Raw genomic sequence first — 15,720 nt, forward strand, 5'->3', positions numbered from 1 at the left:
AGCCAGTAGTCAGTCCCCGCAACGGCTGAACCTTACCAGTCGACGAGCGTCGCCCACGCAGCGAGCGCACCATTAAAGCTGCTATAGATGCCAAAGTGATCGTACTGCTCGGAGGACCACGCGCTCCGCGCCGCACTGGGTATCGGATTGCCGGCTTTGTCGGTGTTCACGATCACCGCGTCCGAAATATTGCGGATGAACGCGTACGGCACCCCGAGTTGCGCGGACGCTGCGGCGATCACCGCATCGTCCATTTCAAGCGCTGCATATTGCGGAGAATTGCCGGTCGCGATGAAATAGGTGTCCGTTGTCAGAAGTGGCGTGTCCTTGAAGCTCACCGCCTTCGGCGCACCGAGATTAACCGGATCGATCGGTGCATTGATCAGATCGGCCAATGAGTAATGCGCGAGGCTCTTATTCTTCGGGTCGTTCTTCGCCTGCGTCAGGATGCGCTGCCACTCGGTGCTGGTGGCTACCTGACTCAGCTTGTAGAAAAGCTTTTCCTGCACGATCGGCAACAGGTCGGCTGTGTTCGGAAAGAACGTCGTGCAGGTGAAGGTCTGGTCGTTATCGGACGATCCGGTATTCTCAGGCAATGAGAGCTTGCAGGTGGCCGCATTGGTGATCGCGACGTCGCCGAGATTCTGGCTGTCAGTCGCGCCGCCTGCCGTGCCAATTGAGTAGATGCGGCTCGGTTTGACATCGTCGACAAGGTCGCGGCACGCCTCGGCCAGCCCGCTAAGATAAGGCGGATGAGCGAGGTGCGCATCCGACTTGAAAAGCAGGATCTTGCGGCTCGCGCCGCCCATGTCCTTGATGCTGACGAGCTGGTAATAGCCCCACAAGCGGTTCACGGTAGAACCCGAAGACGGCGCGCCGCGGGAGTACAAATACCACGAACTGACAGCCGGCATCGCGGACGAAGGCGATTCGGCTTTGCCACTACGCACGAACACATGGTCCATCGCGGCCCATTCCGCGCTGGTCCAGGTCATAACGATGCAATCCGCCTCGGGCAGCGGCGCATCGGGTTGCGTGTAGTCGATGTCGACGAGGGTGGGAGCCTGTTGGTTCACGAGGTTCCAGTCGATCGCGGGAAGCTGCGACGGCTCGGTCAGAGCCAGCGTGCGCATGCTGATGTCGTTGAATCGGGACATGATGGCGACTCCTCGGATTCATTTGGAGGGGTGATGGATCGAGTGGTTGCTAATCCTGGGCGACGCGCAGGGCAGCGGATGCCGCCCTGTCAGCGCGCCATGAATCACGATCAGCCTGCAGGTCGCTGCTTCGAAGTCGCGGGTTGCTGCTTAAGCCACGTCTCGAGTTGCTTCAGCAATTCAGCGCCATTCGGGCTCCCCCACCCCGTACACAAGTCGTATCCCTTTTGCGCGGAATACCCGCTCGCCTCCGTGCTGCGGTTGTTGCCGATTGGGATGAACGCGCCCGCAACCTGCTCGCCGTCCGACGTATAAGTGAAGTCGCGCCCGCCCACGATGTCGCGAAACGCGGCTGTGGTGCCATTCGCGTAGACGAAATCGTTGAAGAAAAACACTGGCACGCTGCCGTTGAAGGCTTGTGCCAGCGATTCACGTACGCATGCCATCAACGCGGCCCACATTGGCGCGGCCGCACTGGTGCCGCCAACCGGCGCGACAGACGGGTTTGAACCCGGCGGCTGGCTGACCAGATATCCCGTGCTCGACCCTGAGTTGCCGGCCACGTCCGGCACGCAGCGACCGCTCGCCCCGGCGCCATTCGCCGAATGAAGCGCGATGCCCGCGCCACTCTGGTAACTCGGCATCGTTTTGTAACGGTCGCTGACCCCGCCACCGCCTGCCCCGCCAAGGTAGTACTTGCCATTCTGCAACTTCTCCGTCTCGCCATAGAACTGGCCTTGCTGCACAGCACCTAGCTCGTTCCAGACGACTTCTTCGCTCACCGCGCCGTTGTTCGCATAGAGCATGGTCCCCCCGACAGCGGTGACGTACGGGCTGGTGGCGGGATAGCCGGCGTGAGCCGTATTCGAGTAGACGGTGATCTCGGTCTGCTGATCGCTCAGCACGCCGCGCAGGCTGCTCGAACCCTGATCGCCGCTAGACACAAACACCGGGATGCCGACCGCGACCGCGTCCTGGAAAGCTTCGTCAAGGTTCTTGTTCAACATCGGCCAACCGGGATCGCCCGCGCTGCCTCTCAAATCTTCATCGATCCCGTAGCTGATCGATACCGCGGCATAGTCGTCGTTGTGAACCGCCTGTTCGATGGCATTCAGATAGCCTTCGCCGGTCCACGGCGCGAAATAGACGTCGATCGTTGCTTTGGGGGCCATCGCGCCAACTATTTCGATATCCAGATAGACCTCTCCCGTGACGTCCTGATCCACCTTGATCGGTTGACCTAACACGGAGATGCCATTGACGACCGGCGGCGTCTGCAACCCGATATTATTGGTGAAGTACGCGGCCAGCACCGACTGGTCGAAGCCCCCGCCAAATTCAAGTATTGCCACGCGCTGGCCGGCGCCGTCGGTCTGCGGAAAGTTATAGAGTTTCGCTACCTCATTCGGATAGAACGACCCTGGAAACTGGGTCTTCGGATTGCTACTCGCGGCGGCTCTGCGTCCCACGCGAACACCGTGATGCACGACAACAGGCATGTCGTTCAGGCCGAACACCCCTGTGATGATCGACGCGAGGCTTTGCGGCACATGGATGTCGCTCTTGGGGCAGCGAAAGTGTGTCCGAGTTCGCGCATGCAGGTAGCGTCCCAATTCCACACCGAACGCTCGCGACATCGCGTCGGCCGACCCCACCACGTGAATCTGCCGGCTGCCGGGCTCGACGCGCGACACCGACAAGCCGCTCTGCACCGCCCAATCATGAACCTTGCCGATGTCTTCCTGCGCCGCGCCGTAGCGCTCGGCGAGTTCCGCCCGGGTCATACCGGCAGCGCGCTGGCCGGCTACGAATTCGTCGAGGGTGGGCAATCCTGTCTGGACTTTTCGCCGCAATTTGATGGTCACTTCAATGCGCTCGTGCGGGTCCACCGATCCGTCGGCCTGATGGCGATTTGTCGGAACGGAGCCGACGAGGGGAACAAGTTTTTCGGCCATTTGCGATACCTCCTGCTGATAAATGGAAGACGCGGCGCGTGAGAAGGGATGTCTTGCGTTGCGTCGACAAGACGTTGCTCCTTAGGCGGAGCGTGTCGATAGACCGCATCGATCACCTGGAATGCCATCGCCTCGTTTCTTGTAGGTTCCGGCCAACCATTTTTGTTTTCCTGCCAGATTGAGCAGTAGTGAATAACTCGAAACAGGCCGATCCATCTCATCCCTCATTGATCACATTAAGCAGCGCGCAGTCGCGTGCATGAAGAGAATCCAGCGAATGTGGGATTGCGAACATAGTCGTAAGGCACCCGTTAGAATGCCTGCATTGGGGTTACTTTCCTTGCGATAGGACTACAGCTACCGTGCGGTCCGATGTGACTCTGCTAGAGAAAGACGAGTGGCGAAGATGTGGTTTCAACCTTTAACCGGCGTCGCAGTACATGATTTGACGGAGACCGTATTTCATAGCGTCATGGACCGATTGCGTGATCTGCAGACTGTGGAGTCCGCTGATCGCGCTGATAAGCCGGACCGTGTATCGTGACTTCGCATCGATCGGTATGATGAGGAATACTTACATCACGAACGGATAGAACTGCTCATTCCGTCCATCGTATGCGCCCGTTACAACAAGCGCATGATTGAGTCCACTGAATACGCCGGCGTCAAGCGGTCGAACGTTGCGCGACCTGGTTAGCTGGTGAGGGGCAAATCGTCAGGCGCACCGTAGTGCTCCGACGTGACGATCCTTCCCCATCGCGGAAAGGTCGTCACATGCAGCGTGCCGACCTTGCGTTGAAACGCAAGCTCAATGAAAAGTGCCCGTAGCGCGATTTGTCCATCCGAGCTCAGCGTTTTCATGCGCGCCGCCGCCGCCGTTTCCAAACGCTCGCGCAGCAGCGCGCGCTTGGCCTCGACCTCGGCAATGCGGCCAGGCAAAGCTGGATGGCTGCATCCGTTGGCACGCTCGAAAGCGTCGGCGCGGTTGAGCATGGCCGCCAGATTCAGCAGCACGGAGAACGCGTGCGGCGCCGCAGCGTCCGGTGCCACGGTTGCGAAATCCCTCGCGTTAAGCGAAATGAGCGGCAACCACCAGCGGATGTAGGGCTCCAGTGAGCGCTGCTCGATGCTCGCCTCGAAAGCGAGGGCATACGCGAGGCGGCGGCGGTAAGCGACGTCGAAGCCATAGATCCAGCTCCCCTCGGCTTGCTCGATGACGCGCAGCGCAACGCGCTGCGCGTCGGCGGCGCGGCGAGCCACCGTGTTCAGCATCTCGATCTCCGCTCGATGGATCGCAAGCCGGGTCTGGCGCTGCTCAGGCCGCCTGTCGCTCGCCGCGAACGCGTCACTGGCATGCATTCTGTCCTCCGCGTCCGTTTCCATCGGGTAGTCGCGGTACAGGCCGATGCCCGCCTGGCAACTCCATGCGAGCGATATGCCACAAACGCCGCGGGCCGGGCCAGGCGGCTCTGGCGCGCCATCCGTGCCGAACAGCGTCATCAGCCGCCACGGCTCGTCGAGCGCTGCTTCAGCGGCAATGCTTTGCAAACCCAGCAGGAGAATCCGCGCGTCAGATGCCGTCAACGTGCTGGCGGCCTCCAGCGGATCCACATCAAGCGCTAGCAGATCGCTAAAAAAGGTACTCATTTGCCGCTCCCGCCGGTGATGATCTCGCGCAGGCGCGGGTCCATCTCGATCTCGATGTGCGCGGGTGTAGAACGAGCGGGAACACCGATGCCCGCATCATCGAGATGGTAGCCTTCCGGACTGATCCGATCGAGGTGGGGTTGCCGGTTAAGCATGTATGGGCTCGTGTTACCCGATCCGGGAATGTCTACATCGATGCGGCTCCCGTCGCCGAACTCCCAGGTGGCGCGTACCGCGCCCGTGGGCATTTCGCTCGGCTTGAGCCCGGCAGCCGCGCCTTCGATCTGATCGGGCGGACGGCCAATCGCCCGCTCGACCTCCGAGAACGGCTGGCCACGGAACGGACCAAACTTCGCTGCTGCGCAGTTCGAAGCCACACCGGTGCCGAACGGGTCCTCACCTTGGTTCAAGCGAGTTCGATCCTTCGTTAGTGTGTCAAGGTGGTCGAGGAGTTTGTCGAGCGAGCCGCCCTTGCCGTGTTGCTCCAGCGCAGTGTCTTCGATTGCCTGCAAGGCGTCGTTGGCGGTCTTCATTCCCGCCGGGTCGCCGGCCTCGCGCGCCGCGCGCAAGTCCTGGAGGACCTTCGTATATTGACCTATCAGGTCGTGCTCTTCGGGTGTCGGAACGCGCAGCGGCTCAGCAGCTGGCTTGCCGACCCGCAGGCGTTCGAGTTCCGCCCGTAGCCGAACCTGTTCGGCCACCTTCTCTGCTGGACTCAGCGTCTTGGCGTGCTCGACAGCAGCTTTCAGCGCCTCGTTCGCGGGATCTTCCAGGATCGTGGAGAACTCACTGGCGAGGTCGCTGATCTCGCAACTCCTGCAGATAACCACTCGCCCGTCGTCGAGCGCCTTGATGGTCGCACCGTCGCCGGTGGGCGCCTCCGCCAGCGCGCGGCCACCCTCCACGCCGGGTGCATGGTCGGCTGGCTTCACATCGCTTGCGCCGCCTTCCGGCACCTTTATTTCGGGCCCCTTCTCCCCCCTGAAGAGGCCAGTGACACCTTCCCAGACCGACTTCGCCAGCTTCGCCGCAATTTCGCCGATCAGCATCATCGCAAGCGTTATCCCAACGGTGAGCGTACTGCCTCCGATCTTGCTGTAGTCTTGCTCGTCCTCTTCAGGCTTGTCATTGCCGATCGCGAGATCGGCGACCGACTTCACGATCACTGCCGACTCCGTGACTATCAGGGCCGCGACGAGCGCTTCACCGACTTCGCCCGCGAATGCCGCGCCGGCGAGCGCGCCTGGAATCGCGCCAACCCCGCCGAAGAATGCCCCGATGATTGCGCCCACCAGTACCGAGGCGATAAAGAACCAGCCATAGAGGTTGCCGAGAATGCTGTTGATTTTCTGTTCGATGGCGAGAAAGTCGTCGATGACTTTGCTCACGCGCAAGTGATAGGCGTCGTCGAAACCAGTCTTGATCTGTTTCCAGATGTCCTTCAGGTCGCCCCATACCGCGGGCCAGGGCCATAGTAGATTCCAGCCCACCTTCTTCAACTCATCCCACCAATGGATCTTGAGATGATCGAGGCCCTTCTCCAGATACCGCCGTATGCCCTTGAGGTGATCCGAGGCGCTGACATGCCGTTTGGCAGGTGTAGATGCCGCGGGCTCCCGTTGGACCCGCAAGGCCTGGCCCGGCGCCCGACTCGCAGCAGCGGGCGCGGGTGTCGCCGACGCCAGGGTTGCGCCGCCAAGCTGCCCCGCCAGTTCCTGCAGTTTCGCGTGCGCCTTGGCCGGCGTCTCGCTCACCATCGCGCCGAGGGACTTCTTGAGCCCTTCGATGACCTGATCCGCGAGCCCTTCGAGATCCAGCGCACCGGTCACAAACTTGCCGTACTTTGCGACCCATTGGACCAGTTTAGCGAGCGTTTCCATCGCCTGGAACGGCAACAGCGCGAGTTTCTCCAGCACGTCGATCGCCTTGTTGAAGGCGGTCTGCAGGAGGCCGAGCGCCGTATCGATCGCTTTCGCCACAGCGTCGAGGATCGCGTCGGCTGCGCGGTGAAGGGCCTCAGCCGCCCGGTTGACGGCGTCGCTCGCCGCCTTGACCTTACCGTCGATCCACGCACGCGCCTTCTTCGCCAGTTCCGGAAACGCGGCGAGCGCCACGCTCACCAGACCCTTCACGAACTCGCCGAACGTATGGATCATGCCGACTATCACTGAGCGGCAGGCCTCGATTAGCGCATGCACCGCGCGCCTCGCTGTGTCGATGATGCCTTTCACGACTTGCCGCAGCTTGTCGAAAATCGCGTTCACGGCCGAGCGGATCGCATTGAATGCATCCGACACAGCACCCTTGACGCGATCCCACCAGCTGCGCGGTTTGCTCTCTTCGTCGCGCTTCCTGTCGGTCGCCTCCTTCTCAGACTTGGCCTTTTCGCCTTCTGCCTTTGTTTCGGCATCCTGTAGATGCGTGTCCGCTTCGCGATGAGTGGCGGCAACTTTCTCGTTGATCTGTCGATCGATCTCCTGCCGCTTTGCCGAACTCTGAGCGCCGACCTGCTGCTGGATCTTGCGGTTCTCCTCCTGCCAGCGGCCGCGCTCGGCAGCGACGTCGGCATGCACCTCCTTGCGCAGCGTTTCCTGCTCGGCGCGGGTACGCTTCGTCTCGTCGTCGAGTTCGCGCTTGCCGGTTTGCTGCGCGTCTTCGGTCGCGCGCTCATAGATGCCGCGTTCCTTGCCGTAGACGCCGAGTTGTCCATGGATCTGCTCGTCGAGCCAGGGCTTCGCTGAATGATCGAATTCGGCGCGTTCCTTGGCTGGTAGTACGGGCGCCTGCTGCGCGGCTTTTCCCGCCGGGCGCGCCGCAGGAGCGGGTTGGTAGGCGGGCTTCAGCTTGCCGACCGGCACGGTCGGATACACGGCGTTTTCGCCGAAATCGGCGCGGGAGGCGACGTCTGCCACGGTTCGATGCGCTGCGACATCCTGCTCGCCAGCCTGTTGGTGCGTCACGTTCTGGGCGGGATCCGATTCGCCCGACATGTCGACGCGCTGCGGCGGGCCTGCTGAGGTCGATACATTCGGGTCGCTCGTCGGCAGCGATCCAAAGAAACCCTGCAAGCGATCGACGAGCCAGTTCCACCAACTTCCGCCACCACCATCAGGATCCTGTCGCGGTTCGGACGGGACAGTCGACAGCTGGCTTGCCGGGAGCGGTCCGCCTGGCGCGGCCTGGAGGGGTGGCTCGGCAGGCGTAGCGCGGCCGGCGGCCGGCGGCGGCGGGACGCTGCGACCTTGCGGCAGGCTGGTCGGCGCCGGCGGATTTTGCGGCGCCATAGCAGGCAGGCCGGTCGGCTGGTTGATCGCGGGGATTGCCGCCTGCGCGCGCGCTTTCTCCTGCTGCTGGAGGCCGGGTGCGATTGCTTTCGCGATCCCGAGTGCCTGTTCCAGACCGCTCACGGGCGATGAGGCGATCGACGCCAACAGCCCTTCCGTGCTGCTGGAATCGATTGCCGGCGCGGCGGGGCCGAAGGCTGGCACTGCGGATTCGCCGGCTGCGCCCAGCGCAGCTGCCGGAATGGCTGCGCCGGCGCCTGCACCGCCTGCCCCCGCGCCGGTTTGCGCGCGTTCGCGCGATGAGATTTCCGGCCTGTGGTCGTTGGCGCTGTCCGCGGTTTGGGGACGCCCGGCGGAAGGCCCCACGGCAGCGGGCGCGTTCGGCACAGGTCCGGCCGACGTGTGATTCGATGCAACGATGGACGTGCGTCCTGCAGGCAATTGCGTGTCCGTTGGATTGGGATCTTTCGAGCGCGGTGCGACGGGTGGCCTGTCCTTGCCCGGTGTGCCGGATGCGTCGTCATTGGCAGAGCGAGATGCCTGCGAGTCCCCGACGGCGGGCCCGACCTGCTGATGGACCTCGGACACGGTTTCGGCGTCTGGCGGTGCCGAAGCGGCCCGCTTGAGCGATGCCACAACCTTCTGAAAGTGATGATTTCCCTGCGTCCGGCCGATGCTGCCGGCCATCGCGCGCTTGCAACCAAGAGGAAGCCGCGTGTCGTTGAACCGTGCTCCCTGCGCTTCGACGCTTGCATCGGCGAGTGCTGCAGGCAGGCCGGGCACGGCTCGCCGGCCGACCGCTTCGGGCGTACATGCAGAGCACGTACCTGGTTGACTCGCGCGACGCCCCAAAGCCGAATTCTTGCGAAGTTCGAGGTCTGCGGCGACATTTGGCATAGTGGCGCTCCAACATGCGGTTCTGTTACTACCGAGTCGTTTTCCCTTCGGCGCAAGGCCGATCGTCGCGGCCGAATTTACTTGAGGGTTCCTAAGTTAAGACTGGCGATGCCGACTTAACTGTCTCGCGCACGTGTCGGGACCGCCCCTGTCATCACGCGCTCCCTTCGAGCCGTTTTCGCAGCGTCGATGGGAGGCCAGGCGCAGCAGACATGGCTCGCTCGAGTTGTTTGTCTACTTCGCTACTATCGCCTGCGGCCCGCTCAAAGCCGTGCACGAGGGCCACAAGACGGTATAGGTGGCCGATAGCGCGCTGGCTGGCGGTCCACCGCTCCACTTCTTGAGCGTAACGGATGTCGAGTTCGCGAGCCGCGTCGCGGAGGATCGGATCGTCAATGGCCTGCGGATCGGCTCCACTGGGAAGGACGAGTCCACGGGGAAGATCCGGCACCGCCGATACATGTTCCGGTCCAGCGGCAGCTTCAGCAACGAGCTGCCGCCACGCCTCAAGCAATAGCGCATGAATCCGGCGGCGAGAAGTCGCGGTTGCTGGATCGGAAGCCACGGCCAATAGCTGCTCGAAGATACAGGCGCGGGAGTCGATCAATCGCGGAGCGTTACGATGCAGTATCGCGTCAGCCAGCGCGAGAAGCGCCTCGAGCCGCTCAGGCGTGTTCATGCCAACGTCGAGTCCTTCCAGCATCTCGCACATAACGCGATCGTACTGCTCAGGAAGCATGGCGCTCCAGGAGCGCTGTTCCTGCTCCAGGCGTTCTCGAATGAAGGGTTCCGGTACGTTCATGGTCAAGGTGTCCTCGGTCCGCCGACCGCCCCCTCCTTAGTCGTCGTTTCTTCGCCAGTTGATCCGGTCATTTCCTGAATGTGGTCGCCGGTGCTGTAATTGATTGGACTTCCGGTGCCCCCAACACGATACTCCTGGGGAATCGGCCAGTGGAACTTGCCTTTGCTGAAGGGGGGCGGGGTTCCATCGGGCGCAACGCTCCCAACCGTGTCTCGGATGCCGCTGTTCTTTACATCGACCGCGAGCCACGCTCCAAGCTTGTGGGGAATGTTGTTCCAGTGCAGGACGGTATCGTAGTAGCCACTGGCGACGGACATGACCGTGTCCTCGCGTACCTGGATGCGCGAGAAAGAGACGTTGGTCGGCTGGATCACGACTTGTGCGACAAACCCTGACCCAGCACGACCCGCAGTGTACGACTGGGGTGCTGGGTTGATCAGCGACCGGTGGCTCGGCGCATGAGCCACAACCGTCACAGAACAGGATCGGGCGCCGCCGGGTGGCTGTGCAGTGATGACGCACGAGCTGGCCTTATCCGGTGCCGTCCAGATACTCGTGGACGGTCCGGTCGGCGTGATGGTGCCGCCTTTAGCGGACCAGCTTACGGCTGTCGAAGCTGTCAGCTCGACCTGCTCATTGACGCCAACCGACGCGCGAGAATCGGGCGAACCGTCCGGGGCAGAGACCGAAGTTCGAGTCGTGATCTTGCAGGAGGGCGGACGCGGTCGAAGCCGTTTCGTGATGAGGCGAATCAGTAGAACAAGCACCAGCAGCGCCAGAACCAGCACGACGATGACTGCAACACCGACCACGATGAAGGCCGCCGCTTCGGTGAGGCCCAGTGCCACGAGCGCCGTGATGACGATGGCAAGCTCTGGAACCAGATAGACGATCAGCGCACCGACCACAAAAAAAGCCGCCAGGACAACTCTCACACCGGGCAGTGTGATCGGGCCGCCCGGAGGACGCGGTTTTGTGATCGGCCCGCGTGCAGTTGTGAAACCGCGAATGGCATCCCCGATACTCGCGAGCACACCGCCCCCGCTGAGGAGCGCCCGCGCTAGCGTGGAGGCCAGGTTCCCGATCCGCGTCGAGATATTCGTGGCTGCACTCAGCAGCGTATCCACGGGAGCCTGAACGACCGAGCGCATCCAATCCAGCATCGCGGCAACCGTTGCCATGACCGGCTGCACCACCGATTGCACGAGACCAATCACACTTTCCACAGCCTGTTCCAGCGCCTGAACCACTTGCCCCACTCGCGTAACCGCGGTCTGCACAGCTCGGGCGAGCCCCGTGGTAATGCCCTGGATCACTTTTGCGACGCCAGCGGCTAGGGTGTGGAACAGCGACGCGACTGTCCCGGAGATCTTCGCATCGAAGGTTTGTATGATCGCGCGATTGTTCGCCATCGCCTCCTGAGCGATTGCGCGAATATCAGCGAGCGCATCGCCTGTGGCGCTCTTGCCGTTTCCCCCATTCCCGCCGCCAGCCGCAGGATGGACTGCATCCGCAAGCGCCTTGATGTGCTGCTGCCGGTTCTTGCGTATCGCGCTCAGCGCGCTCTGCTCTCCTTTTCCGATTGCGTTGGTGATTTGACTTTCAAGCCGGTTGAGCCCCGGGTTGAGAGCTGTGCTTAAGACTCTCCCGATACCCGAGACGACAAGACCCGTTACACGGCTGAGCGCGCTCGCGACCAGCGTGCTCACGCGCGTGATCTGCGAAACGATGGCGGACAACGCCATGCTCGCGAAGCCTCCTACCGCGCCGACAATCGAAACAAGGGTTTCCATCGCGGCACTCAGGGCCTGACGGATGAATCCGAGTACGCTCGACAATGCGGCGTTCACGGCGCCACTCGCCTGCTTCAGAAGACCCGTAGCGGCATCGCGTATAGCGGTGACGCCTGGAATATCGGCACCAGGAATCGCGTTGACGAAGCCAAAAATCTGTTCAACGATTCCCTTCACTCTGCCTTGAAGGGAAGACGTGGCAGATTCAATGAAACTGCTCATTGCTTCGCGGATGTGGTTGGCGCTGGCCCGAACTGCAGCGACCGCGTCGGCAATCAGCTTCTGGACTGACCGGGTGACGCTCGCAACGGCAGCCGCCATCTCCGCCTGCTTCGCGGAAATAGCACGCTGAACACCGGTGCTGGCATTCCGGAAGAAATCGGATAGCTCGATTCGGATTGCAGCAAAACGGTTGGCGACTTCCGCCCGGCGCGTCGCTGCAATGCGTGCGACCTGAGCCTCGCTTTGAGCGGAGTCCGAGTCGATCAATCGCGCTTGCCCGGTCGCTTCAGCATCGACGGCGGATTTCGCAGGCTCAGCGGCGCGCGAGGCCGGCACTGATGGAGCAGCCTCGGGGGGCTGCACAAAGGCTGGGGAAGGTGACGTCTCGCTGGGCGGCGGAACGTTTCCGATCGGCGGCTCGTCGCGCTTCCTGTTCTGCGGAACCGGCAACTGCTGACGGTCGGACAGGGACTCGGCAGCCGATGCATGGGTTGACACCGAGGACGGAGGTTGTGGCATGAGGCGCTGCACGGCGCGGTTTCCCACCGCCCTCTGGAGCGCGCGGAAAGTGCTCACGTGCCTTACGTTGCCTGCGCGGCTGGGGCACCCGGCGTGTGGCATGGCATCTTTCAGCGAGCTGCGGGACACGCTGCGCAAGCCGGTTGCGAGGTGCGGTTCGTCCCGTCGTCCGGCACAAGACTCCGGCATAGGTTTCCTCCCCGCAGGCTTATGCGGCGCCAAACCGGTAGTCTCATCCAGCGCCTTCATCGTGTCGTCGCCCTCACGCAGTCTGGGCCTTGAGCACATCGGACCGTTTGACTAACATCGCCCCCGACTATGGCCTCTGATGCTCTCATGAACGGTCAGCTATAGTTGCCACGATCCTCCTGGCCTCACCCCGCCGCCCCGTCTTCGCTCTGACGCGCAAGCGCGCCCAAATCACGCTTCAGATGCGCCTTCTTCTTCTCCTCCTCGTCCAGCGGCTTCGGTGCCTCGGGCTGGCGCTGCAAGCCGTCGGCCGCCGGTTTGGTCGCGAGATGCTTGTCCTTGTCGTCGTCCTTGTGCGCATCTTCCCGGTCGATCACCTGCCGGTCAGTCGTCCCTGAATGTTCCTGCTGGATAACCGCATGCGCCATCTTGTCCGCCTCGACCTCATGCGGATCGCCCGGCTCGCTCACGCTCATCTTGCGGCGAATGCCGTCGCCAGTCTGTTGCACGACATGGGTCAGTTCGTGCGCAAGAAGCTCGCGCCCCGACGACGAGCCGGGATGATACTCACCTTGCCGAAAAAACACGTCATGCCCGGTCGTAAATGCGCGGGCACTCAGCGAGTTGCTCAGGCCATCGGCGCGACTGTCGGTATGAATCCGCACGCCGGAAAAATCGGCGCCGAACGCCGTCTCCATCCGGGTACGGGTGCCATGATCCATGCCGTGGCCGCCACCGCGAGCCGAGTCGATAGAACGCTCGATCCCCTCCATTTCATGGGTCGCCTCGCCGCCGCTGCTCACGCGGTTCAGTACGCGCCCCACATACTGATTGCCATAGCGCATCTGCAAACGCAGCAGCGACTGTTGCCCGGATACCCCGTTCACGCGCATTGAGCGGTGCAACACCCCCGCGTGCGCGCCCGCGCAAGACGCGTCGCCGGCGCGGCACACCACGCTGTCGACGGGATCTCGCGAAACGAACGGATACGTCAGTTGGCGCATGAGCTCGGCTGCTCGAGGGGCCGGCGCGTCGCTGCGTCGTGCCATCAGAAGCACGGCGCTTCGCGCAGAAGTTGGTTCCTGATCGCTCATGTCGATAACTCCTCTCTCCATTAATCCGGGGTAGCAAAATCGCTTAAAAAACTTCCCAGATCAGTTCGTTCAACACTACATACAGGATATGCAATACGGTCCGGTTTCGCGAGTTCGAAGCGCGCAATCATTTGCCGTGAATGCCACCCACGCACGGGCCCATTAAGCGCGGGTTTAACAGAGTCCACAACGTAGCGACGCCTTATGAAAGACGCGAACGCAGTGCATTGAATTCAATGCCGCACGGCTTACCGCTACCACTTTGGCAAAGCAAAACAACATGGTGCTGGATCGCGGCAAGCAACTCGCACGCGGACGGATTACTTTTTTACTTCGTCTTGCGAAGCAAATGCTTTTGAACGTAGCGTTGTACCCGGTTGCATAACCAAAATCGCTATCCTATCTTCATGAGACAAACCCATTAGCGCAATCCGCATCTCGAGGCATGACGCCTCTTCGCGATATCGAATCCATCTTTCGATCGACTCCTCATCGCACGGTAGTGTCAGTCGTTTTCCGCGATCGATTCGCCATTTTGCGCCACTGGTCTCAATTGAAAGGCCAATCATGTCCGCGAGACCAAAGTTAAATGCCGACGGCGAAATGCGCATGCCGTTTTTCCTGCGCGGATGGCAACGTGGTCTCGCGTTGTGGACGGTAGTTCTGGCCGTCAATGTGATCGGCAATCTGACGGCGTACGCACTATTTGTGCGAGGCCCGCAGACCAGCGGCTGCATGGTCACCTCGATAACGCCGCTCGTGCCGGGTCTGGACGCTGCCGCAATCATGCCTCGCTGGTGGGATGCGTTCAGGATCACGACGCCTTGCCAGCTTTTCCCGGCAGGCTCACTGGCCTTCTCGCGCGACGACCTCGAACTCGGCGCGATCCTCGGCGCCATCGCGACGGCCATATGTGCCGGCCCGCTTATCTGGTTTCTAATGCACACGTGGTTTGCGCGCTACGACGAGTTTCGCAACAGCCTTAAAGACGGCGCGCTGCGTGCCTATCTGGAACGCTTCTGGGCCCGCAGGCTAATCAGCGAGTTGTCCGACCGCAAGCTGATTCCGCGAGCCTCGGCTGAGGAAAGCACGGGCGCAGCGGACTCATGGCGCGTCGCCGCCGATTCGAATCCGTTGATCTGCCAATACGTATTCAAGGCGATCTATCACAATCAGTACGGTTTAAGCGCGTTCCTGACGCCATTTGCGCTGCTGATCGCGGTCTCGTATGTATCGGCCCTCCTCGTGGCCTGCATGCGTGGCTGCATCGCGACAGGCGCGACCTGCTCCCCGTTCCTGTTCGCCAACCAGGCGCCCGTGGTGATCAGCGCGATCGCCGGCGCATTCATGTTTGCGGTCGGCGACTCGGTGCGTTGCATCAGGCAGCGCTGCATGACCGTGTCAGATGCGTTCTGGTATGCGCTGCGCCTGTTTCTTGCCATTCCGGTGGGCCTCGCGGTCGCCCGCTCCGCCGATCCCAAGGTGGCGCAGACCGCGGTGGCATTCGGTCTCGCGATGTTTCCGCTAAACGACTTTCTGAAAGTGATCCGGCGTTTTGCGTTCCCACAGATCCTTTCAAACGACAACGCCGAAAACGGCGACAAGCTGCTGATGCTCGGCGGCGTCACGTTACCGATTGCCGCGATGTTTGCAGCCGAAGGCATTTACTCGATCGAGCAGTTGGCAACGACCGATCCGGTGGTTTTGTCGATACGCACCGGCTTACCCTTTCGCTTCCTGCTGTCGCTCGGCTCGCAGGCCGTCGTGCGTCGTCATCTCGGCGCTCAGGCGGACAAGCTCAGCGACATCGGCCTGAGCGATGCGTTGTCGATTCTCGAGGTCGTGCGCGCGCTGGATGCGCAAGAGGGCACGCCGGGCCTCAAGACGAAAGAGCCGCGCAAGATTATCGGGAGCGCGGTGAAACAGCTAGGCGGCGGCGATGCCAGCCCGATCAACGATGCCGTCATCGAAATGAAGTTTCGCGAAATCGCCGCCGACGAATACACGCATTTCCTGGATCACGTGATGCCTTTTGAACCCGTGCAGAGCCAACCGGTTACGCAGCCGGAGCCGAGGCTGGCTCCGGTTCCGGCAGTCGCATAAGCGCGCTTTCGCCAATCCAGCAGCTTAAAACGCGCAACCACGCAATCGTTATCGAAGT

Annotated in this window: 8 protein-coding genes; 1 reads left to right on the forward strand and 7 read right to left on the reverse strand. The window is 62.0% G+C overall.

Annotated elements, in window-relative coordinates:
- Positions 1-32: 32 nt before the first annotated feature.
- From HF916_RS20090 to HF916_RS20120, 7 genes are all read right to left on the reverse strand, one after another.
- The gene (locus tag HF916_RS20090) at positions 33-1,157 is read right to left on the reverse strand and encodes a hypothetical protein (protein ID WP_168790594.1); all 1,125 of its coding nucleotides are present in this window, start codon (positions 1,155-1,157) and stop codon (positions 33-35) included.
- A 110-nt stretch (positions 1,158-1,267) separates the two neighbouring features.
- Entirely contained in the window at positions 1,268-3,112 is a 1,845-nt protein-coding gene (locus HF916_RS20095; RefSeq protein WP_168790595.1) for a S53 family peptidase, read from the reverse strand.
- Positions 3,113-3,805: 693 nt separating this feature from the next.
- Positions 3,806-4,612, reverse strand: coding sequence for a hypothetical protein (locus HF916_RS20100; protein ID WP_168790596.1), 807 nt, complete (start codon positions 4,610-4,612; stop codon positions 3,806-3,808).
- A 143-nt stretch (positions 4,613-4,755) separates the two neighbouring features.
- Positions 4,756-8,940, reverse strand: coding sequence for a DUF6861 domain-containing protein (locus tag HF916_RS20105; RefSeq protein WP_168790597.1), 4,185 nt, complete (start codon positions 8,938-8,940; stop codon positions 4,756-4,758).
- A 154-nt stretch (positions 8,941-9,094) separates the two neighbouring features.
- Complete coding sequence (locus HF916_RS20110; RefSeq protein WP_168790598.1) at positions 9,095-9,742, reverse strand: hypothetical protein; 648 nt, start codon at positions 9,740-9,742, stop codon at positions 9,095-9,097.
- A gap of 2 nt (positions 9,743-9,744) precedes the next feature.
- Entirely contained in the window at positions 9,745-12,333 is a 2,589-nt protein-coding gene (locus tag HF916_RS20115; protein WP_206001827.1) for a phage tail protein, read from the reverse strand.
- 317 nt (positions 12,334-12,650) lie between these two features.
- A complete protein-coding gene (locus HF916_RS20120) occupies positions 12,651-13,418 on the reverse strand; it encodes an eCIS core domain-containing protein (protein ID WP_206001828.1) in 768 nt (255 codons plus the stop codon).
- Positions 13,419-14,126: 708 nt separating this feature from the next.
- Here HF916_RS20120 and HF916_RS20125 point away from each other — a divergent pair.
- A complete protein-coding gene (locus tag HF916_RS20125; RefSeq protein WP_168790600.1) occupies positions 14,127-15,662 on the forward strand; it encodes a hypothetical protein in 1,536 nt (511 codons plus the stop codon).
- Positions 15,663-15,720: the final 58 nt, after the last annotated feature.

The sequence above is a fragment of the Paraburkholderia aromaticivorans genome (assembly GCF_012689525.1).
In the GTDB taxonomy this organism is placed as follows: domain Bacteria; phylum Pseudomonadota; class Gammaproteobacteria; order Burkholderiales; family Burkholderiaceae; genus Paraburkholderia; species Paraburkholderia aromaticivorans_A.